At 68.3% G+C, this 24,422-nt stretch carries 22 protein-coding genes and 10 pseudogenes; 16 read left to right on the top strand and 16 right to left on the bottom strand.

Annotated features, from left to right (window positions below; all coding sequences use genetic code 11):
* The coding region (locus AC5FRZ_RS15915; protein WP_493565133.1) for a GTPase at window positions 1–84 on the bottom strand (84 nt) is incomplete at its 3' end.
* A 202-nt stretch (window positions 85–286) separates the two neighbouring features.
* Between AC5FRZ_RS15915 and AC5FRZ_RS15920 the strand changes: the two genes are divergently transcribed.
* The 9 genes and pseudogenes from AC5FRZ_RS15920 to AC5FRZ_RS15960 all read left to right on the top strand — a co-directional run.
* A complete protein-coding gene (locus AC5FRZ_RS15920; protein ID WP_493565098.1) occupies window positions 287–568 on the top strand; it encodes a Gfo/Idh/MocA family protein in 282 nt (93 codons plus the stop codon).
* Complete coding sequence (locus AC5FRZ_RS15925) at window positions 501–998, top strand: hypothetical protein (RefSeq protein ID WP_493565099.1); 498 nt, start codon at window positions 501–503, stop codon at window positions 996–998. Before AC5FRZ_RS15920 ends, AC5FRZ_RS15925 begins: the two co-directional genes overlap by 68 nt.
* A gap of 150 nt (window positions 999–1,148) precedes the next feature.
* The gene (locus AC5FRZ_RS15930; protein ID WP_493565100.1) at window positions 1,149–1,430 is read left to right on the top strand and encodes a Gfo/Idh/MocA family oxidoreductase; all 282 of its coding nucleotides are present in this window, start codon (window positions 1,149–1,151) and stop codon (window positions 1,428–1,430) included.
* Window positions 1,431–1,603: 173 nt separating this feature from the next.
* Window positions 1,604–1,894: a hypothetical protein gene (locus AC5FRZ_RS15935; RefSeq protein ID WP_493565101.1), complete on the top strand. Its 291-nt coding sequence runs from the start codon at window positions 1,604–1,606 to the stop codon at window positions 1,892–1,894.
* Complete coding sequence (locus tag AC5FRZ_RS15940) at window positions 1,822–2,784, top strand: Gfo/Idh/MocA family protein (protein ID WP_493565102.1); 963 nt, start codon at window positions 1,822–1,824, stop codon at window positions 2,782–2,784. Before AC5FRZ_RS15935 ends, AC5FRZ_RS15940 begins: the two co-directional genes overlap by 73 nt.
* 140 nt (window positions 2,785–2,924) lie before the next feature.
* Window positions 2,925–6,090 (top strand): annotated as a pseudogene (locus AC5FRZ_RS15945) (PKD domain-containing protein).
* A 70-nt stretch (window positions 6,091–6,160) separates the two neighbouring features.
* A pseudogene (locus AC5FRZ_RS15950) lies at window positions 6,161–7,442 on the top strand (TIGR00341 family protein).
* A 64-nt stretch (window positions 7,443–7,506) separates the two neighbouring features.
* Window positions 7,507–7,929 (top strand): annotated as a pseudogene (locus tag AC5FRZ_RS15955) (SIMPL domain-containing protein); the annotation flags it as partial.
* A 94-nt stretch (window positions 7,930–8,023) separates the two neighbouring features.
* Window positions 8,024–8,122: pseudogene (locus AC5FRZ_RS15960) on the top strand (SIMPL domain-containing protein); the annotation flags it as partial.
* A 148-nt stretch (window positions 8,123–8,270) separates the two neighbouring features.
* Here AC5FRZ_RS15960 and AC5FRZ_RS15965 read toward each other — a convergent pair.
* A pseudogene (locus tag AC5FRZ_RS15965) lies at window positions 8,271–8,999 on the bottom strand (DUF1028 domain-containing protein).
* 106 nt (window positions 9,000–9,105) lie between these two features.
* Between AC5FRZ_RS15965 and AC5FRZ_RS15970 the strand changes: the two are divergent.
* The 3 genes and pseudogenes from AC5FRZ_RS15970 to AC5FRZ_RS15980 all read left to right on the top strand — a co-directional run bounded on the left by AC5FRZ_RS15970 (window position 9,106) and on the right by AC5FRZ_RS15980 (window position 11,281).
* A pseudogene (locus AC5FRZ_RS15970) lies at window positions 9,106–9,461 on the top strand (cell division protein SepF).
* 93 nt (window positions 9,462–9,554) lie between these two features.
* Window positions 9,555–10,517: pseudogene (locus AC5FRZ_RS15975) on the top strand (ABC transporter ATP-binding protein).
* Window positions 10,514–11,281, top strand: a complete 768-nt coding sequence (locus AC5FRZ_RS15980) for an ABC transporter permease (RefSeq protein WP_015761596.1) — start codon at window positions 10,514–10,516, stop codon at window positions 11,279–11,281. Before AC5FRZ_RS15975 ends, AC5FRZ_RS15980 begins: the two are co-directional and overlap by 4 nt.
* Before the next feature lie 272 nt (window positions 11,282–11,553).
* Here AC5FRZ_RS15980 and AC5FRZ_RS15985 read toward each other — a convergent pair.
* Window positions 11,554–11,944: pseudogene (locus AC5FRZ_RS15985) on the bottom strand (DUF5611 family protein).
* A 26-nt stretch (window positions 11,945–11,970) separates the two neighbouring features.
* Window positions 11,971–12,864: a DUF7093 family protein gene (locus AC5FRZ_RS15990; RefSeq protein WP_493563565.1), complete on the bottom strand. Its 894-nt coding sequence runs from the start codon at window positions 12,862–12,864 to the stop codon at window positions 11,971–11,973.
* A 116-nt stretch (window positions 12,865–12,980) separates the two neighbouring features.
* On the opposite strand from AC5FRZ_RS15990, the gene AC5FRZ_RS15995 reads away from it, so the two are divergent.
* A complete protein-coding gene (locus tag AC5FRZ_RS15995; protein ID WP_170092825.1) occupies window positions 12,981–13,274 on the top strand; it encodes a DUF6432 family protein in 294 nt (97 codons plus the stop codon).
* 85 nt (window positions 13,275–13,359) lie between these two features.
* Here AC5FRZ_RS15995 and AC5FRZ_RS16000 read toward each other — a convergent pair.
* Window positions 13,360–14,530: pseudogene (locus tag AC5FRZ_RS16000) on the bottom strand (MBL fold metallo-hydrolase).
* A gap of 78 nt (window positions 14,531–14,608) precedes the next feature.
* Between AC5FRZ_RS16000 and AC5FRZ_RS16005 the strand changes: the two are divergent.
* A complete protein-coding gene (locus AC5FRZ_RS16005; RefSeq protein WP_493565103.1) occupies window positions 14,609–15,223 on the top strand; it encodes a transcription antitermination protein in 615 nt (204 codons plus the stop codon).
* A gap of 125 nt (window positions 15,224–15,348) precedes the next feature.
* On the opposite strand, the gene AC5FRZ_RS16010 is transcribed toward AC5FRZ_RS16005, so the two are convergent.
* Window positions 15,349–15,636: a DUF7577 domain-containing protein gene (locus AC5FRZ_RS16010; protein ID WP_493563562.1), complete on the bottom strand. Its 288-nt coding sequence runs from the start codon at window positions 15,634–15,636 to the stop codon at window positions 15,349–15,351.
* 96 nt (window positions 15,637–15,732) lie between these two features.
* On the opposite strand from AC5FRZ_RS16010, the gene AC5FRZ_RS16015 reads away from it, so the two are divergent.
* Complete coding sequence (locus tag AC5FRZ_RS16015; RefSeq protein WP_493565104.1) at window positions 15,733–16,284, top strand: DUF6735 family protein; 552 nt, start codon at window positions 15,733–15,735, stop codon at window positions 16,282–16,284.
* Between the two features lie 12 nt (window positions 16,285–16,296).
* Entirely contained in the window at window positions 16,297–17,034 is a 738-nt protein-coding gene (gene nucS, locus AC5FRZ_RS16020) for an endonuclease NucS (protein ID WP_493565105.1), read from the top strand.
* Window positions 17,035–17,315: 281 nt separating this feature from the next.
* Here nucS and AC5FRZ_RS16025 read toward each other — a convergent pair whose 3' ends face one another.
* From AC5FRZ_RS16025 to AC5FRZ_RS16070, 10 genes and pseudogenes are all read right to left on the bottom strand, one after another.
* Window positions 17,316–18,062 carry an MBL fold metallo-hydrolase gene (locus AC5FRZ_RS16025; protein WP_170092819.1) on the bottom strand — a complete coding sequence of 249 codons (747 nt, stop codon included), beginning with the start codon at window positions 18,060–18,062 and terminating at the stop codon, window positions 17,316–17,318.
* A gap of 52 nt (window positions 18,063–18,114) precedes the next feature.
* On the bottom strand, window positions 18,115–18,498 hold the full coding sequence (locus AC5FRZ_RS16030; RefSeq protein ID WP_493565106.1) for a rhodanese-like domain-containing protein: 384 nt from the start codon (window positions 18,496–18,498) through the stop codon (window positions 18,115–18,117).
* 87 nt (window positions 18,499–18,585) lie between these two features.
* Window positions 18,586–19,155, bottom strand: coding sequence for an NUDIX hydrolase (locus AC5FRZ_RS16035; protein WP_493563559.1), 570 nt, complete (start codon window positions 19,153–19,155; stop codon window positions 18,586–18,588).
* Window positions 19,152–19,694 (bottom strand): NUDIX hydrolase, encoded by a 543-nt coding sequence (locus tag AC5FRZ_RS16040; protein ID WP_493563558.1) that lies wholly within the window; start codon window positions 19,692–19,694, stop codon window positions 19,152–19,154. The genes AC5FRZ_RS16035 and AC5FRZ_RS16040 overlap by 4 nt, the downstream gene beginning before the upstream one ends.
* Window positions 19,691–20,128 (bottom strand): hypothetical protein, encoded by a 438-nt coding sequence (locus AC5FRZ_RS16045; RefSeq protein WP_493565107.1) that lies wholly within the window; start codon window positions 20,126–20,128, stop codon window positions 19,691–19,693. Before AC5FRZ_RS16045 ends, AC5FRZ_RS16040 begins: the two co-directional genes overlap by 4 nt.
* The gene (locus AC5FRZ_RS16050) at window positions 20,128–20,541 is read right to left on the bottom strand and encodes a DUF5809 family protein (protein WP_170092814.1); all 414 of its coding nucleotides are present in this window, start codon (window positions 20,539–20,541) and stop codon (window positions 20,128–20,130) included. Before AC5FRZ_RS16050 ends, AC5FRZ_RS16045 begins: the two co-directional genes overlap by 1 nt.
* A gap of 23 nt (window positions 20,542–20,564) precedes the next feature.
* Window positions 20,565–20,950: pseudogene (locus tag AC5FRZ_RS16055) on the bottom strand (DUF5810 domain-containing protein).
* A gap of 34 nt (window positions 20,951–20,984) precedes the next feature.
* Window positions 20,985–22,127 (bottom strand): M14 family metallopeptidase, encoded by a 1,143-nt coding sequence (locus AC5FRZ_RS16060; protein WP_493565108.1) that lies wholly within the window; start codon window positions 22,125–22,127, stop codon window positions 20,985–20,987.
* 51 nt (window positions 22,128–22,178) lie between these two features.
* Window positions 22,179–22,670, bottom strand: a complete 492-nt coding sequence (rimI, locus tag AC5FRZ_RS16065; protein ID WP_493563557.1) for a ribosomal protein S18-alanine N-acetyltransferase — start codon at window positions 22,668–22,670, stop codon at window positions 22,179–22,181.
* 317 nt (window positions 22,671–22,987) lie between these two features.
* Window positions 22,988–23,992, bottom strand: a complete 1,005-nt coding sequence (locus AC5FRZ_RS16070; protein ID WP_493565109.1) for a GNAT family N-acetyltransferase — start codon at window positions 23,990–23,992, stop codon at window positions 22,988–22,990.
* Window positions 23,993–24,422 lie beyond the last annotated feature (430 nt).

Below are 24,422 nucleotides of genomic sequence, written 5' to 3' on the forward strand. Positions count from 1 at the left end.
CTCGCGCATCAGCGTCGACTTGCCGACGTTGGACCGGCCCACCAGGACGATCTCGCTGTCCCGGTTCGGTCGCTGTTCGAACATACCCGCGGTAGACGGCGGAGCCTGAAATCCTCGCCGGTCGCGAACGACCGGGCTACTCGTCCCGGCCAGCGATCGGATTAACACCTGCTGTTGTTCTCATCGGTGGATTTAACAGTATCTTCGATGATACTCTCGATACTCGCAGTTGATCGCCGGGCCGCCGTCGCGACGAGTGGCGGTCGAGTCGGACACGAACACCATCATGGAGACAGTTACCATCGGCATCATCGGCGCGGGGAATCGAGGCGAAGAACACATCCAGAAGTATCGCGGCGTCGAGGGCGCGACCGTCAAGGCGATCGCGGACATCGACACGGCGGCCGCGGGAGAGCTGGCCGACGAGTTCGGGATTCCGGACGTCTACGAGGACTTCGAGGCGATGCTCGACGATCCGGAGATCGACGTAGTCAACGTCTGTGTCCACAACAACCTCCACGAGCCGATGGCGGTCGCCGCCTTCGAGGCCGACAAGCGTCTTCTGTGAGAAGCTGGCCGGCAGCTACTCCGACGCCAAGAACATCGTCGACGCGGCCGAGGCGGCCGACAAGCTCCTGGCGGTCCAGAACGTCGAGTTGCTGACGCCGGAGACACAGGCGGCACGGACCTTCGTCGAGTCGGGCGATCTCGGCGACGTGTCCTTCGCTCGGTCGGTGTACTCCCGGCGGCGCGGCCGCCCTACGTCGACGGCTACGGCACGCCCGCGTTCGTCTCGAAGGAGTCGGCCGGCGGCGGGCCGGTCTTCGACATCGGCACCTACAGGGATCGGTCGCAACCTCTACCTGCTTGGCAATCCCGCCGTCGAGCGCGTCAACGGCCAGACGTTCGACTACACTGAGGACAGCCTCAGCGAGGAGCGACCGGCGACAACGCCGATCTCTATCGAGAGCGTCTCGAAGAGTCCGGCCACGACGTAGAGGACGCCGGCACCGGCGCTGCTCGACTCGCCGACGGCTCTCGCCTTGAAGTGCGGGCCGCCTGGCACTCCTACCAGCCCGACGAGCGCGGCGTCGTCGTCGGCAGCAAGGGCGGGATCGCCCTTCGGTCCGGTCGAACTCCTGACGACGATGAACGACTACGAGACCACCGTCGAGATCGACGTGGACGGCTTCGAGGCCCGCCACGGACTGATCCGGGGCGAGAGCGGCTACGAGGTCGACGAGCGACCGAACCAGTACGACCACTTCGTCGCGGCCGTCCGCGGCGAGGTCGACCAGATCCGGACCGACGAGATCGCGCTCAACTCCATGCTCGTGATGGAGGGGATCTACCTCTCGGCCGAACAGGGCCGCGAGGTCACCGCCGAAGAGATCGCCGAGGCGTCGGTGTCACGATCCGTCGACCTGTAGGGTACGGCCACCGTTGTTTGGACTATCGAACGAATCTATTTACCGTGCCCCGTCGTACCGTGTGCCATGGCAACGAACAGACTCGGCGTCGGCTTCGTGGGTGCCGGTTTCATCACGCGGGAGTTCCACGCGGCGACCTTCGAACGCATTCGCGACGCGGACGTGACGGGGTCATGAATCCCACGGTCAGCAAGGCCGAGGCGGTCGCGGACGCCTGTCGCGAGGCCGGCAGTGGGGACCCGATCGCGACCGGCGACGTGCGCGAACTGGTGGCCCACGAGGACGTGGACGCGGTCTGGGTGACCTCGCCCAACCACACCCGCGTCGAGACGGTCGAAGCGATCGTCGAGGAGGTCCAGCAGGGCAGGGGCCGACCCTCGCAGGCATCGCCATGGAGAAACCGCTCGCCCGCACCGTCGGCGAGGCCCAGCGCATCGTCGACCTGGTCGAGGGGACCGACCTGAACCACGCCTACCTCGAAAACCAGGTGTACATGCCCGGCGTCGACCGGATGAAGGAGCTACTCTGGGACTCCGCCGAGGGTGCCGGGCGACCGTACCTCGCACGCTCGGCCGAAGAACACCCCGGCCCTCACTCCTCGTGGTTCTGGGACCCCGAACGGCAGGGCGGCGGCGTCCTCTCGGACATGATGTGTCACTCCCACAAGGTCAACAGACACCTCCTCAGTCGGCCCGGCGAAGACGATCTGGAACCGATCGCGGTGACCTGCGACATCTCGACGCTGAAGTGGGGACGGGACGACTACGCCGCCGAGTTGGCCGAAGAGTACGACGTGGACTACCACGAGTCGCCCGGCGAGGACTACGCCTCCGCGAGCGTCTTCTACGAGACCCCCGAGGGCGACCTCGTCGTCGGCGAGGCGACCAACTCCTGGTGTTTCGTCGGCTCGGGACTGCGCATCACGATCGAACTGCTCGGCCCGGAGTACTCGGGGACCATCAACACGCTGGAATCGGGCACCGACGTGTTCTTCTCGGACCGGGCCGCGGAGGAGCGGGCTACGTCGTCGAGAAGCAGGCCGCCGACCGCGGGCAGATGCCGGTCCTCCCGGAGGGCGCGACCTACGGCTACTTGGACCAGAACGAGCACGTCGTCTCGGCGTTCCGGGCCGGCGAGAACGCACGCCTTCGGGACGGACTGGACGTGGCGAAACTCGTCGCGGCCCCTCCTACCGCGGCCGAGCGGGGCGAACGCGTCGACTTCGACGACGCCGACCTCGCCGACTACGTCCCCGAACCGGCCCGCGGCGAGTTCGCGGCCGGCCCGGCCGGCGTCGAGCGGTGAGGTGACGGGCCGGCTGCCGAAGCCGACGCCACGTCTCAGCACGAATTAATTAAACTAGTAGGTGCACTAGTGATAAATCTATATATGGAAATATCCCGTAGCTGACGATAGAATCAAGGCTCCTGTTCGAAGAATCTGATGGTTGGTTGGGGGCATCGCAACGGAATCAGCACGCAGTTTGGGGATACTATGAGACACACACGACGCGATCTGTTACGGAAAGCATCGGCACTGTCGGCGCTCGCACTCGGTGCGAGCCGACCGCAACAGCACACTCGGGCCACTGCGACGCGCCCGACTGGGATTCGAACGCAACCTACAGCGGCGGCGATCAGGTCGTCTACGACGGCGCGCTGTGGACCGCCGAGTGGTGGACCCAGCGCGAACCCGACGCCGACCTCGGGGCCTGGACCCGCGAGCACGACTGTGACAAGGACAACGAGGAGCCGACGGCGTCGTTCACGATCGACGGCCGCTCGCCCGCGCCGGGCGAGACGGTCAGTTTCGACGCGTCGGCGTCGTCGGACCCGGACGGCTCGATCGCGTCCTACGAGTGGGACTTCGACGACGGGGCTCTGCCACCGGTGAGACCGTCACGCACAGCTTCGACGCAGCGGGCGAGTACACGGTCACACTGGTCGTCCGAGACGACGAGGCACCGGCCACGGCGACCAAGACCGTCACCGTCGGCGAGGGATCGAACGTGGCACCCGACGCCACGTTCACCGTGGACCCGGCCGAGCCCGCCACGGGCGAGACGGTCAGCTTCGACGCGGCCGACTCTTCGGACTCGGACGGCTCGCTCGCGAGCTTCGAGTGGGACTTCGGCGACGGCGCGACGGCGACCGGCGAGTCCGTCACCCACACCTACGAGACGGCGGACGACTACACCGTCTCGCTGACCGTCACCGACGACGACGGTGCCAGCGACTCCAACGACACCACCGTCACGGTCTCTGCGTCCGGCTCGGACGGCGGCAGCTGTGACGGCGTCGACGCCTGGGACGCGGACGGGACCTACAGCGGCGGCGATCAGGTCACCCACGACGGCGATCTGTGGGAAGCCAGCTGGTGGACCTCGGGTGACGAACCCGGCGCAAGCGAGTACGGCCCCTGGGAGAACGAGGGTGCCTGTGGCGAGGGCAACGAGACGCCGACGGCGTCGTTCACGACGGACGCGAGCACGCCCGCACCCGGCGAGGACATCACCTTCGACGCCTCTGCGTCCTCGGACCCGGACGGCTCGATCGCGTCCTACGAGTGGGACTTCGGCGACGGCTCGACGGCCACCGGCGAGATGGCGACCCACGGCTACGCCGAGGCGGGCGAGTACACCGTCGAGCTGACGGTCACCGACGACGCGGGCGCGACCGACAGCACGGCGACGACGGTGTCGGTCAGCGACGCCGACAACCCGACCCAGATCACGATCGACAGCAGCATCGACGGCTGGCTCGGTGTCGAACCGGCAGCCATCGAGGGCGAGCGGAACCCGACGATCTCGCTGACCGCCGGTGAGTCCTACGCGTTCACCTACAACAACGTCGACGGGATCCCCCGACCTCGTGATCCGCAACGCCGCGGGCGAGGAAGCACTGGCGACCGAGCGAGTCGGCCAGGACGGCCAGAGCCGCACCCTGGAGTTCGAGGCCACCGAGGAGATGGTCGAGTACATCTGTACGGTCCATCCGGAGTCGATGGTCGGCGACCTCGCGATCGACGGGAACGCCCCGCCGATGGCGGGCCTGACGGTCGATACGGCCAATCGGACCCCGGCCAGGAAGTCACCTTCGACGCCTCAGAGTCCTCGGACTCGGACGGCTCGCTCGCGTCCTACGAGTGGGACTTCGGCGACGGTTCGACGGCCACCGGCGAGACGGCCAGCCACACCTACGCCGAGGCGGGCGAGTACACTGTCGAGCTGACGGTCACCGACGACGGCGGCGCGTCGGCGGTGACCCGCACCGACATCACGGTCGGCTCCGTCAACGAGGGGCCGACGGCGTCGTTCTCGGTCGATCCCGCCTCGCTGTCACCCGGCGAGGAAGCGACCTTCGACGCCTCGGAGTCGGCCGATCCGGACGGTTCGATCGCCTCCTACGAGTGGGACTTCGGCGACGGTTCGACGGCCACCGGCGAGACGGCCAGCCACACCTACGCCGAAGCGGGGCTCTTACTCCGTCGAGCTCGACGGTCACCGACGACGGCGGCGCGACCGCCACCACGACGACGACGGTCCAGGTCGGCGACGGCAGCGACGTCACCGCCGAGACCACGCTCGAAGAGTTCTACCCCGCGTACGACGAGGACTTCAATCCGGAGTACACCGAAGGCGGCGTCCAGGGACTGCTCAAAAACGAGCGAACGGCGACGCCAGCGAGTACGGTGCCGACGTCGACGCGATCCAGAACAACGCCGGGGACGGCTCGATGCAACTCGGTTCGCTCGGCGACCGCGGGCTCGAACTGGTCAAGCAGTTCGACGCGGCGGGCGTGCCCCGAGAGAACAACGCGCGGATCATGCCCTGGGTGGTCGGACTGCCCGAGGAGACCGAACCGATCCCGTTCAACGACGGCGGCGGACGGGACGGCGGCCTGACCGCCGACGCCGGGCCGGTGTCGCCGGACAACGATCCCTCGGTGCTGATCCAGGACGCCTGGCCCAGCGGCGAGCGGTTCGACGACGACTACCTCCAGCCCGATCGGGTCGAGTGGAGTAGCGGCGTCAGCGACAGCCAGTACAACAACAGCGACAACCCGATTATCGAGGCCACGACGGAGAAGGTCCACCCGGTCACGGGCGAGACCCTCGGCGACGGCTTCACCGCCAACGCCCCGGTCGAGGCGACTGCCGAACTCCACGGCGACGGCTGGCTGTTCGACACGTCGCTGATCTTCGAGAACCGCACCGAGGTGCCGCTGCTGATCGACGGTGCGATCATGTGGTACGTCGCGCCGTCGAAAGAGGCCACGGGGCTGGACCAGTTCTCGTACGACAACGCACAGCGCAAGAACTTCTCGGTGGGCCACCCACAGCGCGACGTGATCGAGGTGGCGCTGCCCGACGGGGCCAAGCCGGGTCCCTTCGAGGGGACCGACGCGCCGCTGTCGGCGTACGGCATCCGGGTCACCCACCACGACAACCCGTACATGTACCGGGTCCTCTACCCCAACCAGAAGTTCTCGATGACCTACGGGAACGTCACGGGCCCCAGCCAGTACGACTGGCCCGTCGACGATCTGGTCGACGTGATGCTCGACACGCTGCACCTCGAATTCCGCACGCAGATGGACAGCCTCGAACAGAACACCGGCTGGTCGACGCACTCGACATGCGGAACCGCTACGGGAACTAGACGCCCACGGCACTCGCTCTCGACGCGCGGACCCCACCGTCTTTTGCTCCTCGGGCTCACAGCAGGTGACGTGCGACTCGTACAGGTCACGATACCGGCGGGCAAGCGCGACGCTATCCTCCAAGCTCTTGACGACGAGGGGATCGACTACGTCGTCAACGACGAGACGAGCGGTCGGGAGTACACCGGCGTCGCGTACTTCCCGCTGCCCAGTGCGGCCGTCGAGCCGGTGCTCGAACAGCCCGAGCGGTCGGGATCGACGAGGACGGGTACACGGTGATCGTCGACGCCAACACCGTCATCTCCCGCCAGTTCGACGAACTCCAGGAGCGGTACGACGAGGAAGAAGACGAGGACCGGATCGCTCGCGAGGAACTGACCGCCAGAGCCAGCGACATGGCACCCGCCTTTTCGACGTACGTCGTCATGACGGTCGTCAGCGCGCTGATCGCGACGGCCGGGCTCTTGCTCGACTCGCCCGCCGTCGTCGTCGGCTCGATGGTGATCGCGCCGCTGATCGGCCCGGCGATGGCGACCAGCGTCGGTACCGTCATGGACGACCAGGAGATGTTCCGACGGGGCGTCAAACTCCAGTTGATCGGGCTCGTGCTGGCCGTCGTCAGCGCCGGCCTCTTTGCCTTCCTCGTGCGTTCGGTCCACCTCATCCCGCCGCTCGCGGACGTCACGTCGATCCCGGAGATCCGCGAGCGCGTCGCCCCGGACTTCCTCTCGCTGGTGGTCGCGCTGGGTGCGGGGTCGCGGGCGTCGTCAGCCTCTCGTCGGGCGTCTCGACCGCGCTGGTCGGGGTGATGATCGCCGTCGCGCTGATCCCGCCGGCTGCGACGGTCGGCATCGGCATGGCGTGGGGCCAGCCACTGGTCTCGCTTGGCTCTGCGGTGTTGCTCGCCGTCAACGTCCTCTCGATCAACCTCGCGGCGCTCGTCGTGCTGTGGTACAAGGGGTACCAGCCGAGCCAGTGGTTCCGGACCGACGAGGCAAAGAGCGCAACGGCCTCCCGGATCGGCGTGCTCGTCGTCGCTATCCTGGTCCTCTCGGCGTTTCTCGGCGGTGTCACGCTCGATACGTTCGAGCGGGCAAACACGGAAGAGCAGATCCGGGCCGAGGCCGGCGGGATCGTCGCCGAGGCCGGCGCGACGTTGCTGGAGATCGAGGTCCAGCAGACCAACACCGCGGTGTTCCAGCAGCCGACCCGCGTCGTCGTCACGGTCGGCGTCCCGCCCGGCGAGGCGTTCCCGACGCTCGCAGACGACATCGACGCGGTGGCCGACCGGATCGCCGACCGCGACGTGACGACGGAGGTTCGTTTCGTCACCGTCGACCAGGCCGGCTGATCGTTCAAACGGCGTTTTGACCGTCCCCGAGGGCTTTGAAGGTGGGGGTCGTCGGTGACCGTGTATGCGACGTTCAATCCCCGCGATCGCCGTGCTGGCGACGCTCGTGCTCCTCAGTGGCTGTACGGGCGCGCTCGGTGCCGGCGACAGCGCACAGACAGCCGCCACCGACAACCGAACCGTCGACGTGGGCGCGACCGGCGCGGTCAGCGCCCAGCCCGACCAGGCCGTCGTGCGCGTCGGCGTCGAGACCCGCGCCGGCGACGCCGCGACCGCTCGACAGCAACTCGCCGACAACGTCACCCAGCTTCGAGATGCCCTCGCCGACGTCGAGGGCGCACAGGTGCGGACCAACGGCTACGACATCGGGCAGGACTACCGCCGCCCGCCCGCCGAAGAAGAGGATCCCGAGCCCCGATACGTCGCCCGCCAGTCCTTCGAGATCACTGTCAACGACACCAGCAAGGCAGGCTCCGTGATCGATACGGCCGTCGCCAACGGGGCGAACAATGTCGACAACGTCGAGTTCACGCTGTCGGCCGACCGCCGTGACGAGCGAAGAACAGGCCCTGGAGGGCGCGATGGACCGCGCCCGGACGAAGGCGACGACGATCGCCGAGCGGGCGGACCTGACGATCGAGGGCGTCGAGACCGTCACGACCGTCGACCGAGGCTACCGGCCCTACGCCGCCGAGGCGACGGCGACCGCGGCCACAGACGGTGCCAGCACCGACATCGACAAGCGGACCGGTCACGGTGACGGCACAGGTCCAGGTCACCTACGAGGCCGCCGAGTCGGCCTGACGCCGTCGTCCGACCGGCCACCGATCACGACCCGCTGCCGTCCGTCTCTTCGTCGGGACTCTCGTCCTCGTCGTCCGTTGTCTCTTCTGCTCTCGCGCGCCTGCTCGTAGCTCTCTCTGGCCAGTTCGTACGTCTCGCGCAGGTCCTCGATCAGCGTCTCGGTCGCGTCGACTCGCAGGTCGTCGTAGTAGGGATCTGCGGGCCGGTCTTCGGTCGTCGCGACCAGCAGGGCCGCGCTCTGGACCTGTAGCTCCGTGCGCTTGTCGCCCCGGCCGCGTGGCCCGCTTCGAGCGCATCGATCAGCCGCTCGGCCAGCGGCGCGTCGCCGTCGCGCCCGTCCTCGTAGGCCGCGGCGGTGTCTGTGAGCACGTCGGCCCCGGTCAGCAGGTTGCCCGCGACGGTGTAGTCGTCGCCGATCTCGTGGCCGAACCACTCGCCACACTCCGCGCCGGAGAAGGCGAACTCCCCGTCGGCGTCGACGCCGTGGAGCTGTCGTTCGGGCTCGCCGTCGTCTGCGTTGAGCAGCGACTGCAAGGCATCTTCGACGGCCAGCCCGTCGTCGACGTACTCGATCCCGCGTCGCCCGAGGTCGACGTTGACGCGGCTCTGTGTCGCGACCGCGCCGTTCTCGCTGACGAACGGACACAGCGTCCCGACCGCGGCCAGTCGGGTCGTCACCGCGACGCCGAAGCGGGTCTGTTCGTCGTCGTCCTCGTCGGTGTACTCCTCTCGGACGCAGATGCTGAAGGTCACAGGCCCCTGTTGGTCGCGACCGGCAAAAGCGGTCGGGCGATATCTCGGTGGCCGAATCGTTCCGTCTGACGTAAAGCCTAAACCACCGGCGACCCCCACAGTGGGTATGGGACTGATGAGCAAGATACTGGGCGAGTCGGGCTCTTCGCGGGCCACCGAGGACTACGTCGAACTGTCTGCCGACGACCTCGACGACGCGGTCGAGGTCGACCGACAGGTCCGAATCGCACGCATCGGCGAGAAACAGGACGTCGTCGAGATCAAAGACGCCGTCTACGACGGCGACATCGTCGTGGCCGACATCACGCGCCACAGCACGCAGGACCGCACGATGGAACACATCACCGACGAACTCAAACGGGTCGTCAACGAGGTCGGGGGCGACATCGTCCAGAAAGACGACGACCAGCCATCATCACGCCGGCCGGCGTCGGGATCAGCCGCGAACGTCTCGGCCAGTAACTCGCTCTTCCTTTCGCCGTCGTTCTGTCGCGTACGATCTACGCCACCGAGCGTTTCACGCCCCTTAACCGCCTCGAACGACTGGTGAGGGTAATGACTGCACCCGCAATTCGCACCCGCGAGTTGACGAAACGCTACGGTGACGTGCAGGCGCTGGACGGACTCTCGCTGACGGTCGAGTCCGGTGAGTTCTTCGGCCTGCTCGGACCGAACGGTGCCGGGAAGACGACGTTCATCAACACGCTCGTCGGACTGGTCGACGCCGACGGCGGCGAGGCGACGGTCTTCGGCCACGACGTCGAGGCCGACTACCGCGAGGCACGCGACGCCATCGGGCTCGCCCCCCCAGGAGTACAACGTCGACCGCTTCTTCCCGATTCACGAGGTCCTCGAACACAAGGCTGGCTACCACGGCGTCCCCGAGGCCGAGGCCGAGGAACGGGCCGAGGACGCCCTGAAGACCGTCGGCATCTGGGACAAACGCGACACTCGCTTCGACTGGCTCTCCGGCGGGATGAAACGGCGGTTCATGCTCGCCCGCGCGCTGGTGTCGGACCCAGACCTGCTGATCCTCGACGAGCCGACGGCGGGCGTCGACGTACAGCTGCGCCACGACCTCTGGGAGATCATCAACCGCATGAACGACGGCGGGACGACGATCCTGCTGACGACCCACTACATCGAGGAGGCCGAGCGCCTCTGTGACCGGGTGGCGATCGTCGACGACGGCCGGAAGGTCGAGGTCGCGACCCCCGACGAGCTGATGGAACGGGGCACCGACACGGTCGAGATCGGCCTCGAATCGCCGCCCGCGACCGCCCCCTCCCTCTCTGTCGAGGGCGCGCGAGACGCCCGCATGGAAGACGAGACGCTGCTCGTCTCCGCGGCCGGCGGGAGAGCTCCCTCGCCCCGGCGATCATGCGCGAACTGGAAGGGGCGGGCCACACCGTCACGTCGCTCGACGTGCGCCGGGCCTCCCTCGAAGAGGTGTTCGTCGACATGACGCGGGCGGACCACGGCGGCGACACCGAGGTCGAGATGGAGGTCGACGCGTGAATCGAACCGCCACGCAACTCCTGACGCTCGTCCGCCGGGAGGTGTTGCGGTTCGTCAGGCGGCCGTACAACACTTTCTTGCCGCCGATCATCACGAACGCGCTGTACTTCGCCGTCTTCGGGGTCATCCTCGGCAGCCGGATCGGCGAGATCGCGGGCGTCAGCTACATCCAGTTCGTCTTGCCGGGCCTGGTCGTCCTCGGCGCGATCTCGGACAGCTTCGAGAACGCGTCGTTCACGATCTTCCACGGCCGCTGGAACGAGTACATCCAGGCCGTCACGACTTCGCCGATGTCCCATCGCAGCGTCGTCGCCGCCTACGTCTCGGCCAGCGCACTGCGCGGGATCGTCACCTCGCTGTTGATCGTCGGCGTCGGGCTGGTCTTTACGTCGGTCTCGGTGGCTCACCCGCTGTACCTGATCGCGTTCGTCCTGGTCATCACGACGCTGTTTGGCGGACTCGGCGTGATCGGCGGGCTGTGGGCCAGCGACTTCGACTACCTGACGGTGATGAACCAGTTCATCCTCCGGCCGCTGGTGTTCTTCGGCGCAGTCTTCTACTCGCTGGAGGTGTTGCCGCCGCTGTGGCGGACCGTTTCGCTGTTCAACCCGATGGTGTACATGGTCAACGGCGTCCGGTACGGCATGATCGGCGTCACCGAGATCGAGCCCACGACCTCGCTGCTCGTGCTCACCGGGGCCGCCGTCGCCGTCCTCGCCGTCGACCTCGCGCTGTTCAAACGGGGCTACGGGCTCACCGAGTGATCTGCTCGCGGGCCAGGGCAGGGACTCGCGAGCGACGAGAAAGAGCGTCCCCCGATCGACGGGCGACGCCCCAAACTATGACAGGGCCGTGGCGGGCTGGCCCTACCCGCGCCAGCCGGCCACGCACGCGCTCTGTGCGCTGTGACCCGGATACTTCTCGATCGCCTCCGGGCGTGGCGTATGGTACACTTTGGCACGGGAGTACTTGAACCTGACGGGCAGCGTGGCTGTCCGCGACCGATCGATAGCGTGCGACGAGCTGAGAAGAGTCCTTAGACGCTGTCGGGCTTTTCGGCGTCGTCTTCGACGGAGCGTTTCATCGAGTCTCGGCGGGCCTTGGCGTCGCGCCCGGTCGCCTCTTCGAGGAAGTCGTTCTTGGCCGTGACGGCCTCCTGTGCCGCGTCGGCGTTGCCCTCGGCGATGACGTCCTCGGCGTCGCGCTCGTCGATGTGGAGCGCGAGCTTGTCTTTCTTGCCGCTGTACTCGACGGTGCCGGCGACGACGCGATCGAAGACCGGATTGTCGGGGTCGTCGACGACCAGCAGGTCGCTCCTTGCGTTCTTGCGTGTCGGTGATTTCGCCGAAGTAGTCCTCGACGAACGCCTCCATGTCGGGAACCCGATCTTCGAGGTGCTCGCCGCGTCGCATCTTGTACTCTCGCATAGAAGTCGATTTGTGCTGGCCCTGCCTTACTCTTTTCGCGTTTCGTCTTCTGGCTCGTGGACGAGTGTGCCGCGGTGACACTCCGGACAGAAGTCGCCACGCCGCAGCGACGAGGACTCGACCAGCGTCGTAAAGTCACACTCCGGACAGCGGAACTGGCCGTCGGGGACGGTCAGCGTCGTCGTCTCCGTGGCCTGCTCTTCGTCGTCCTCGTCGATCGTCCCGATCGTGTCGGGCTGCCACTCGTCGTCGCCCGTGTCGGGCTCTTCGGGCCACTCGCCGGGCTGGCGGCCGCCCTGCTCGACGGGATCGTCGTCGTCCTCGTCGATGATCATGGCGTCGTCGGCGTCGGGGTCGTCCGCGTCGATCTCCTCGGTATCGACGGCCGAGGACCCGCTGCCCAGTTGCTCGTCGCCGTCCTGCTCGTCGATCTCGGGGTCGACCGTGGGGTCGGCCAGTTCCTCGTCGACGGCCTCCTCGGACACCGGCTCGTCGGATTCGGCGTCGATGATCTCCGCGCCGGTATCGGGCTCTGCCTCGGGTGTCGATGGTGTCTCTTCGCCGCCGACGATCTCCGAGGCCGACAGCTCTTCGCCCGCCGCCGGAACGTCCTCGGTGTCGTCGGGCTCCTCGTCCGACGGCTCGCTCGCTTCGGCCCCGTCGGACTCGGACTCGCTTTCGGCGTCCGGCGTCGTCGCTTCGGCCTCCGACGCCGCCGTCTCTTCGGTCGTCTCGACGTCGTCGGGTGTTTCGATCGCCGTGACCTCCTTGTTCTCGGAGACGACGCGCTCGGTGCCACACCGCTCGCAGGTTTCGACCTCTCGGATCGTGATGACGACTTCGCTACCCTGCTCTTCGCGGTCGCGCTCGACAGTCGTTTCTCCGTACGCGTGCCCAAGCACGGAGCATTTGAGACCCATTGTCACGACATGGCCCGCTCCGAGTGATAAGCCTACTGCTTGGGACGACTGCGAGTTGCCCGCCCGACTTCTCGCTCGGGGACAAACACAAGGGGGTTCCACGACTATCTCCCGGTATGAGAGCGAAACCGGAGTACCGCGACCGTCCCGACACGCAGGTCGCGGTGCTGGATGCCCTCGCAGATCGCCCCGAGGACGGGATGACCGTCTTCGAACTCCGGTCGCGGGTCGACGCCGACATCGACCACCTGGAGGACGCCCTCGCCGAACTGAAGGCGGACACGCTCATCGAGGTGACACGGGACGGCGAGCGGACGGTCTTCTCGCCCCGGTCGGGCGTCGTCGGCGAGCACGAACCGACCGACGAGGAGTCACTCGTCGACGTGATCCGGCGTCGCTTCTCGCTGTAGCCCTGCTATACGGCTCCAGTGTCGTCGTTTCCGGGGACCGCACATCGTCTGCCATCGATCCGGTACGGACCGACGACGACCCCGATCAATCCGCCGTCGCGGCGCAGTTGTTCGGCCCCAGTTCCCACTCGAAGGCGTCGTCGTCGCTCGGCGTCCGTCGGCCGAGGTTGGCTGCGACGATGGCCTCGGCGTTGGCCGGACGCGGCGGGACGTTCTCCGTGACGCGCTCGACGAACGTCGCCTCGTCGACCGCGAAGGCCCACAGCCGTTCTCGGAGCTTGGCCCAGCGTCGCCGCGTAGCTGCCGTCGTCGTTCCGGATCGTTCGCTCGCCGACGTGACCCGGCGCGATCAGTGTCTCGTCGTCGAACGCGTCCAGCCGTTCGGTCAGCGTCGCGTACAGTTCTCGGGCGAACGCCGCCGCGTCGTCGCTCGCTTCGAGGTCGGGGCGGGCGACGCTCTCCAGAAAGAGGCTGTCGCCGGTCAGCAGTACGTCCCCGACCGCGATGCCGGTCATCCCCGTCGTGTGGCCCGGCAGCGCGACCGTCCGGAGCGTCGTCTCGCCCAGGCTGCGCGTCTCGCCGTCGGCAAGCGTTCCGATGTCGTCGACGACGCCGCGCTCGTGGGCTCTCGCGGGCAGCAGCGCCTCGCCGCCGGTCGCCGCCGCGACCGACCGCAGGCCGCTGACGTGGTCAGCGTGGACGTGGGTGTCGATCACGTACTCGATCGTCGCGTCCCGTCGTGTCGCGTCCGCGGCGTACCGATCGGCGAACGCGCGCAGCGGATCGACGACGGCCGCCACGCCGTCCGCGACGATCTGGTAGCCCAGACAACCCGAGGCCGGTCGCTGGTACTGGACGATCGTCGCCTCGTCCGCGTCGAGTTCGTGTGCCTCGTACACGCGCGCCCAGCCGTCCATCCCGCCCGCGAGGTTGTGCGCGTCGACGCCGGCCTCCGTCAGCAGCCCGGCGACGTAGGCACTCGCCTCCCCGCGGGCACAGACGACGGTGATCGGCCCCTCGCCCGCGACCTGTGCGGCCAGCTCGTCGACCGACCCGCTGACCTGTGCCTGCAGGGCCTTCGCGAACGAGTGCTGTGTCGCCGTCACCGACGGCCCGGCGATGTGCCATCGCTCGTACTCGTCGCGGTCGCGCACGTCGAGCAACCGAACCGCCTCGCCGTCGGCCAGCCGTCCGGCCAGCGTCTCCGGGGTGATCGTCGACGGCTCGACCGGTGGGTCGGGAAAGGACTCGGACATAGCCGTGCGTACGACCCCACGAGTGATAAGATGTGACACGGGCCCCGAGGTTAAGGTGTGTCGACGCGTCGTTCCGGTATGGACGCCGACACGTTCGTCGAGCGGGTCCGTGCGGACAGCGCGACCAAACTCGACCGGCTCGGTTCGGAGAAGGTACTGCTCGCGGCGACGGACGCGAATCTCGAACCTGCCGCCGTCCGCGCGACGCTGTCCGGACGCGAGGCGGGCCGTCGAGCGGTCTTCGACGCGTGGGCCGGCGAGGCAGACAGCCCGGCGGCGGACGCCTTCGAACGGGCCAGCGAGCGCGCGGCAACACGATACGGGACTCTCTCGGCCGACCTCGACGAGCCGCCGACGGAGACGGCGTGGCCGGTCGTCGAACACCTGCGAGGGCTCGCGGCCGACGCCGAGCGGGCGGGTGCGCTGGTCGCGACCGGTCTCGTCGGTGATCGGACGACCCTCCAGGTGATCAACTTCTTCGTCAACGAGGGCGACGACGCCACGGCCGACGCGTGTCGCACCGTCCGGTCGTCCCACGGCGAGGATGCCGACGACGGCGCGGCGCTAGTGGTCGCACTCGGAGTCGAGCCCGACCGCGCCCAGCGGGCGGCCGCCGAGACGATCGCCGTCGCGTACGACGACTACGCCCAGCGTCTCGACACCATGGGGCTGGACCCGCGACCGGTGTGTTGACGCGGGGCTCGGATTCGCCCGGAGCGCCACTTTCGGGACGGCGATCATACTGCCGGCTGTACCTTCGTGAAGAGCTTCGCCACCCCGGGGTGGCGAAATCGTTCACAGATGTACAGCCGGTCGTATCAGTAGGGCTGTTGTTGCTCGCTGGGGTGCTCGACGTGGAGCCGCGCACTCGGTAGCTCGGCGACGCACTGCCGACAGAAGCGGTACGCACGGTCGTTTTCGGTGCCACACTCCGGGCACCGACAGACGCTCCGGTCGGCTCGATCGGCCACTTCGACCGACGAGGTGTCGGACACGCCGTCGGCGGCCGGCTCGGATCGGCTCGACCGGTAGGCATACAGCAGTGTCAGAAGGTGCGCGAAGAGCAGGCCCGCGATCGCGGCGTACACCCACTCGGTCCCCAACATACGTACGACTACGACGGGTACGTACTTGAGGATTGTGCCATTCAGTGTCACGATCGGCGGCGCGGGTTTATCAGCGAACACGCGCCCAGCGACGCCATGGCACACCGCGCACTGGTCGCCTACCGGGACGGCGACGGCTACCGTCTCCACTACGCACACTGGGGGACGGGGCTGGCCGCTGCGATCACGCCCGAGACGCCGTTCGGTGGCCGACGGGACCGCTTACGGGTCCCGCCCGTTCCCGACCGGATCGCCCACCAGTTCGACCTCGCTTCGAGCCGGGACGACGCCGTCGGGACACGCGTCGATCCGCGACCGCTGGCCCGGCAGCTGGCCCCTGCCGACGTGCTGGCGGCCGTCGACCCGACGATCGAGTCTCTCGTCGTCGTCGGACCCGCCGACGAGACCAGCACCTACCTCGTCTGTCCGCTCGGTCTCGACGGCGGTGAGCCCCTCGCCGTCGCCGGCCCGACGGCCGACGAGGACCGGCTCCGTCGAACGCTGGTCACCGCCAAGGACCGACTCGGCGAGCTTGTCGACGCCGGGGAACTGTCTCCGGAGCGCGCACGCCGTGCGCTCTGGGAGACGCTCGCGCGACTGGCACCGCTGTACCCGATCGACGACGCGTCCTTTTTACGACCCGACTGACTACGGCCGAGCGTGACGACCCACGGGGACGCGACCGAGACGCTGTCTGACCCGGACGTCGACGCCGCCGGTGACCTCGTCGAGCGGGGGATCGACGCGGGAGCGCTGGTGACGCTGTTTGGCCGTTGTCGGGTCGACTACGACGGACGCGCGACGAGTACGCTGGGTCCGGGCGACCGCCACGTCATGCTCAAACCCGACGGGGCGGCGCTGGTCCACACCGACGAGGGCCAGCAGCCGGTCAACTGGCAGCCGCCGGGCTGTGAGCACGCGGTCCGCGTGGTCGAGGGCGAGTTCGTCGTCGAGAGCGAGCGGTCCTCGCCCGACGAACTGCTCGCGATCGCCTTCGAGTCGCTGGCCCACGTCGGCGTCTTCGACGTGACCGACCCCACCGACCTGTCGCTGACTGGCACGGAGGCGGATCTGCGCGAGCGGATCCTCGACGATCCCGACCTCCTCGAACCCGCGTTTACCCCGCTCGCGACGGAGCGGTCGACGCCCGCCGGTGCGATCGACATCTACGGCGAGGACGCGGACGGGCGGACCGTCGTCGTGGAGCTGAAACGACGGCGCGTCGGACCGGACGCGGTCGGACAGCTCGACCGGTACGTCCAGGCGCTCGGGCGCGATCTCCACGACGAGGCCGAGATCCGGGGGATCCTCGTCGCTCCGTCGGTCACCGACCGTGCCCGCGAACTCCTGGCACAGAAGGGACTGGAGTTCGTCTCGCTGGCACCGCCGGAGAACTGATACTGTCGGCTGTCACTGGTACAAGATCGTGGCCCGTCCAGCCAACGAACTCCTCGAAAGACGTGTAGCCGATAGTGTGGCTGTCTCGACGGGCTCTTGTGGGTATCGAGACTCCTCGACCGGGTACCGTCGCCGAGTCGATGCCGGCTCTCGAACACGCTGGCCTTTTTACCGGTGACCCGCTACCCCTCGTCGGTGGCAATGACGAAACGTTACCCCCTCTGAGCCCTTTCTGACGAGAGCTTTCACCAGAGCCACCACTCTCGACTCGCGAGGGGCGGTCACTGCTCGTCGAGTACGACCGGGACGCCAGCGGCCGCCACGTCGGCCGCGAAGGCCCGCGAGTCCGTCGCCAGCGTCGAGAACGTGTTGTAGTGGACCGGCATGACGAGGTTCGGCTCGATGGTCGCGGCCAGCCCCGCGGCCTCGTGGCGGTCCATCGTGAACCGCTGGCCGATCGGCGGGCAGAACAGCGACACGTCGACCGAGCGATGGCCCGGCAACACGTCGGTGTCCCCCGGCCAGAACGCCCGCGTCCCCTCCACGTCGACGAGGAATCCACAGCCGAATCCCTCCGGGTGGTAGGGAGTCCCGTCCGGGCGCGTGTGGGGGCCGTCCGGCTCGTTGTGGGCCGGCGTCGACCAGACGGAGACGCCGTCGACCGAGAGGCTCGTCGTCGCGTCGACCGTCCGCAGTTCGTAGGGTAGTTCGGTGATCGGCGCGAGCCCGCGCTCGCGGTCCTGCCCGTCGATCCCCTCGAAGGCGACGACGGTCGCGTCCTCGCTCGCCACCCGCTCGATGCCGTCGGGGTCGTAGTGGTGGACGTGGCTCACACAGATCACGTCCCCGTCCTCTGGCCGGTAGTCGCGTCCCGGCGGGTGGTTCAGTCCCTCCTCGTCGGGCTCCCACTCGCCGGTGAGGACGCCGTACCGTCCCGGGTCGAAGTAGACGACCGTCTCCTCGCCCGCGAGCCGGATCGTGGCGTAGCCGAGCCACTCGACGGCGAGCCCGTCGTGTCGAACAGTCATTGCCTACGGTACGGCGGGCAGAACACATAAGTCGGCCGTTGACTGGCCGGCGCTAGAACGGCGCGTCTGGCCCCTCGTCGGCGGGCGCTCCCGCGTCTTCCTCCGCCGTCTCCGCCTCGCTGCGTCCGCTCTCGATCGGCCCGTCCCACGCCGACAGGCCGGGGCCGAAGCTCTCGGCTCGGCCGGAGAACTCCTCGTAGGAGGCGATCAGCCGCGCGGCCTGGACGCTCGACTTTCCGTGTGGACAGACCGTCACGACCCGCTCCGCGCCAGCGAACTGCTCGATGTCGTCGACCAGTTGCTGGAGCGGGACGTTCTCGCTGCCGGGGATGTGTCCCCGCTCGTACGCGCCGGGCGAACGGATGTCCACGACGCGCGCGTCGGTGCCGTTTTCGAGTATCGCTTCCAGCTCCTCGTGGCCGATTTCCCCGTCCATTAGCGAACGCTGGGTGCTGAGATCCCTTACGCCTCACGGTCGATACTTGCACTGTGTGGCTGTTCTGGGAGCGTGCGTCGCCGACGACTACAGCAGTCCGTCCTCGCGAGCGAGCAGGATCGGCGTGAGCGCGAAGCCGTTGACCGGCCCCTCTCGGGACCGCAACACGTCGACGGCCTCGTCGACGGGGACCGTCAGGGTCTCGATGATTTCGCCCTCGTCCGGGTCGGGCTCACCCGCCACCAGGCCCGTCGCGAAAAAGACGTGCCGGACGTAGCGGGTCCATCCGGAGGGGACGTACGAGTCGACGTAGCTGAGTTCCTCGGCGCGGTAGCCGGTCTCTTCGCGGAGTTCGCGGCGGGCGGCCGCGATGGGTTCCTCGCCGTCGTCGATCCCGCCAGCGGGGAGTCCCAGCGACCGCAGCCGGAACCGCGGGCGGTACTGCTCGACGAAGACGAGTTCGTCGTCCTCGGTCGGCGCGACGACGATGACGGCGTCGGACGGCTCCAGCCAGTAGTAGTCCGCGAGCGCTCCGTCCGGCCGCTCGACCCGGTCGTAGCCGGCCTCGAAGAAGGGGGTCTCCCAGACGACGACGCTCTCTCGGACCGGCCACTCGGGATCCGGTCGGTCCCAGGGATCTCGTGGCTCCTCGCTCACAACAGCCCCTCCGCTCGCGCGAGCAAGATCCCCTCGATCGTGGCGTCGTTGGCCGGTTCGTTGCGGGCCACGTCCAGTGCGTCCGCGATGGGGACGGTCGTGACTGTGAGGAACTCGTTGTCGTCGAGGTCCGGCTCGACCGGTTCCAGTCCCTCGGCGAAGACGATCCCTCGCCGGTGTCTGAGGACGCCGGTCGAACACCAGAACTCCTCCAGCAGCGAGACGCCAGCGGCCTCGAAGCCGGTCTCCTCGCGGAGTTCGCGCCGGCCAGCCTCGGTGTAGGACTCGCCGTCCTCGACGATGCCCGCCGGCAGCTCCAGACACTGCTCGCGGATCGTCGGCCGGTACTGATCGACCAGGAGCAGTTCGTCGCCGCTGCGAGCGACCACGACGACGGCGTCGGGTAGCTCCGCCCAGTAGTACGCCTTCTCGCTCCCGTCTGGCTGTTGGACGCGATCGTAGCCGCCGGTGTACCAGCCAGTCTCGTACTCGGTCTCGGAGTCGACGATCGGCCACTCGTGGGTCGGCTCGCGTGTCATGGTCGGTCCTGTGTGACGCCGATACGATAAAGCGTCCCGTTGTGTGCCAGCCGCACCGACTCGCCGTCGGCCGCCCGTGGGTTGCGCTGGCGCAGCGCCGCCAGTTCGTCGAACGGCGAGTGCGTGAACGCGCCCTTGATCCCGACGGGGCCTCGCCAGTAGGGTTCGGAGTAGCCGGTCTGATTCGCGCCCGCGTCGGCGATGGCCGCCGTCGTGAACGGGTGGGTCCGTTCCGAGAGCGTGTCGCCACCGACGGCCGTCGCGTTCGGTCCGGCGGTGACGTTCGTCTCGTTGGCGTCGACCTCGCCGACCGGCGTCGCACTCACGTAGTAGGGATCGCCGCTGCGAAGCAGCGACGGCGCTGCCCCCAGCGCGAGCAGGAGGACCAGGACGACCCCGATGCCCAGCAGGAGATTCCGGGTGACCGTCCGCATCAGACCACGTCCTGGTAGATCCGAGCGACGGCCTGTCGACGCAGCGTCGCGACGGCGGCCGCTTCCTCCGCCTGGAACGTCGCCGCGACGGCCTGCTCGGCGAACGGCGGGGCGTGCCAGGCGACGTTCTCGACGTTGTCGGCACCGACGACCTCGACCTCGTGGTCGGCCGACTCGCGCCACTCGTCGAACGCCTCACGGGTACCCACTCGCACCTGCAGGGCCTCGCCGAACATGGCTTCGCGGGCCGTCTCGACGACGTCGCTGGTCACCCGCTCGTCGTACTCCTCGCTGTCGAACGCCATCGACTTGGCGACGGCCTTGACGACGACCTGTGCCGTCGAGCCAAGCGCCTCGTAGCGCTCGCGTGCCTCTCGGGCGGTCTCCGGTAGAAACGTCCCCTCGGTGTGCATACCCCCGCTTGGTCTGGCGGGGACTACTCGGTTTCGTCTGCCGACTCGGACCGCTCCGCGTCCGCCTCTCGCATCGCCTCGGTCATCTCGCGCGCTTCTTCGAGAATCTCGCTGCCTCGTCGTCGAGCTCCCCGCTGGCGCGCTCGCGGGCCTGCTGGGGATCGATGCCGTGGCCCTGTCCGTGCTGGTGGTCGTGGCCACCGGCCTCGAAGGGGAACTCCGTCTCCGCGGCCAGTTCGACGACCTCGGCGGCCAGTTCGTCTTCGCCGTGGTCCCCCCAGTCGGGGACGTGTTCGTCGAGCCAGTCCTCGTGGTCGCCGCCGCCGGTCAGCGCCGTGAACGCGAGGTGGTTCGCCAGGTGGCCGGCGTCGGCCTGTGGCTCCTCGCAGACGGGGCAGGCATAGCCCATACGGAACGAAAGCACACCCGGACCAATAGGCGTTTCACTCGATCGGTGCGACGAACTGCCGCGTCGCGCGGTCGGTCGCCCGACCCAGCCCCCGCCACCGGTCCGGTGTCGCCCGGTTCCCCTCGGTCCCGAAGTAGGGTACTTCGAGCGTTCGCGAGGACGTGGCTCCGGCACGGTCGAGAAACGCCGTGAACGTCGACCCGGCACTTCGCCCACCTGGCTCGGCGAACCCCGCGTCGGCCGCGAACGCCATTGTATCGTCGGTCCGATCACAGGCCTCGTCGAGGAATCGGGCGAACCGCCGGTCGGCCGCCGTCGCGTCCTCGGGCGAGCAGGCGAAGAACACGCGATCGTGCGGATCGCCCCACTTGTACGGCGAGTGGAAGTCGAGCGCGAGCGCGACGTCGCCCGCGAGGGTCTCCACGTACTCCGTGATCGCGGCCGTCGTCGGGTACAGCGGCTCGATGTCGCCGAGCACGCCGTTCGAGCGCCCGTAGTCCCGGTTGTGATCGTGAGGGAGTCTGGCCTTGCCCTGGTCGCCGCGCTGGACGCCGTCGAGGTCGACGAGTGGCACGACGTGGGCGCACCACTCCGACGGGGGGTCCGCTGCCAGTGCCCCGAGCCACCCTTCGAGCGCGTACGAGGCCGGGGACTCGCAGGCGTGGTGGCGGCAGGCGCCGACGACGTGGGTTTCCGCCGCTGTATCGCCGATCCGTAGGAGCGGCACCGCTCGGCCGTTCGCCGTCGTGGTCAGCCGCTCCCGGTGGACGCGTTCGTGCTGCTCGATCGAGCTCCACCACCGCTCGAAGTCCGCGCGGACGTACGGTACCGAGAACGCGAACGCGGCCCGCTCGTCGGCCCCGAACCCGTAGCGAAAGCCACGCCGGTCGTCGGTGGCGTCGGCACCGAGCCACGACCAGGTCCGCCGGTCCCGACTGACTGCTGGTCCCCAGGGCCCGACGACCTCGCGATCGAACGCGACGTCGACCGTCCGCTCGGTATCGCTCTCGACGGTGACGTTCCAGTAGAAGAACCACTCGTGGCCGGCGTCGCGGGGATCCGGTGCGAGTGTCACTGTCCGGTCTTCGATCGTCACGTCGGTCGCGTTCGCACCGGGGTACCCACCGACCACGCGGAGGCCGTCGTGCTCGGCGAGGACTGTCGCCTCGGTGTCCATGCGAAGCGTTCGTCGGGTGGGGGCGAAAGCGTTGGCGGTCTCCTCGCGGTCTCACTCCGGCTCCAGCGCCCGGATCATCACCAGCGCGTCCTCGCCGTTGCCGTAGTAGTTGGGGATCGTCCGGCGGTGTTCGAAGCCGAACGACCGGTACAGCGAGCGTGCGGCCGTGTTACCGACTCGGACTTCGAGCTTGACCGAGCCCGTTCCGGCGTCTTCGAGCACGTCGATGGCACGCCGGAGCAGTCGTCGACCGATCCCCTGCCCGCGGTACGCTTCCTCGACCGCGAGGTCCTTGACGTGGCCCAGCGGCGTCCCGTGGTTGGGGACGGTGTCGGCGACGACGTAACCGAGCAGTTCGGGCTCGTCGTGGCGTTCGTCGACGGCGACCAGAAAGCCGGGTTCGCCGACGTAGCTCTCGAACGCGGAGAACGGCCAGGGCTGTGGGAACGCGGCCGACTCGATCCGATGGACCGCCAGCAGGTCCGACCGCGTCGCGGGACGGACCGTCGGCGGCTCCGTATCGCTGTCGGGAACGGTCGTCACTGCCGCTCTCTACGTCGCGGGCTCACTAATGGATGGCGGCCTCGGGGTTCCCGGTGACTGATACTGCCGGCTGTCACTTCGTGACGAGCTTCGCCACCCGGGGTGGCGAAATCATTCACAGATGTACAGCCGGTAGTACGACAGACCCTCTATTCTTTGGTCCTGGGACACGGGACATGTTCGCTCCTGCGACCGGCGTGTACGTCTCACATCGTGCCAAAAAGCTCTTAACTATCAAGGACGCAAGAGTAAACGCACCCAACTGGGTGCTACCCCCACATCCCCCCAACCATCCCACCCCACTTTCGTTTTCGCCGCTAGAAGAAATCGCTCACGTACACGTCTCGCGCCCCGAACGTCCCGCTCAGCGCAGCCACGGCGTCGTCGGTCGCAGTGACGACCTCGCGGGCCGCCGCCGTCTCGATCGACAGCGTTCCGACGTACAACTGTGCCAGGACGGCCGAGTCGACCACGAGACCGGGCTCGTCGGTCGTCGCTCCGGGTTCGAGTCGCCGGCACGTCAGGTCCGGTTCGACTCGGAACTGCCCGTCGTTGCGGGACGCGAGCGGATCGGTCACCTCCACCGTCACCGCTTCGGCTGGCCCTCGCTCGGCGGGGAGCGTCTCGATCGCCGTCGGTACGTCGACGACGTACCCGCTCGCTCCCGGCTCGACCGACGCCTCGACGGCGTCGGGGTCGGCGGCCTCTCTGAGCAGCCGCCGTTCCCGCGGACACGCCCACTCCACGCGGTCGGCCTGTGGAGCGTGGCGTTCGAGGAAGCCAAGCAGCTGTCGGCGCGCCCGCTCGCTCCGGGTGGCCAGCTCCTCGACGGTCAGCGTCTCGGCGTCGCGGTCGAGCCTGTAGACGACGTAGCCCGCGGGCCCGTCGTCCTCGTCCGGCGTCCAGGTGTAGGCCCACGCGTCGTCGAGCACCCGCTCGCGCCACCACCGCTCGGTTCGTCGGAGCGCCAGCTCGTAGTCGCTGGCGTCAGCCTCCCACACCGCTTCGAGGCGTCCGAAGTCGTCCGGTCCGACGCGCTCGAAGCGTCCCGCCGGGCCGGGATCTGCCATCGCCGCCGGTGGGAAGGCGTAGGCCGTCTCGGTGTGGACCAGTCCCCACCCACGCTCCCGGTAGTAGTCGATCGACGCGGGCCACAAGACTGCGTAGGACAGTCCGCGGTCGGCGAACTCCGCGACGGCCGCACGGAGGAGTCGCCGTCCGTATCCCTGCCCGCGGTGTTCCGGCGGCGTGACGAACCCCCCTGATCCCGCCGATCGTCCGCCACGCGCCCGCGAGACGCACGTCGATCTCCAGCAGCGCACAGATCGAGCGGAACCGCCCGTCTTCGACGTAGGCCCACCGCTCGCCCAGCGCCCGCGGCACCGTCTCGTCCGGGTCGGGGACGCCGCCGTCGCCCCAGACGTGGTCCTTAATTCGCTGGTGTGTCGCCCGTTCGTCCTCGGTGACGCTGCGGAACGTGCCCATGGTGTCGAGGCGGCGGCGAGGTCAACAAGCGTTGGGATCTACCGATCCGTGGGCGTCTCGTCGCCGCATGGCCGTCGCTTCCCGTCACCGGACTCCGACAAAAATGTGCGCGGTTCGTGTCGTCCCGATCGGACGCGGTTCCTGGCTGCTCCGATCACGAGGGCGAGGTTCTTCGCTACGCTCAGAACCTCGCTCGCCTCACGGCGCGTGCGAGGCGGTTTCACCGCCTCGGCATCGCGGCGCAACGCGCCGCGCATGCGCCGTTCG

The sequence above is a fragment of the Halomicrobium sp. HArcht1-1 genome (assembly GCF_058933285.1).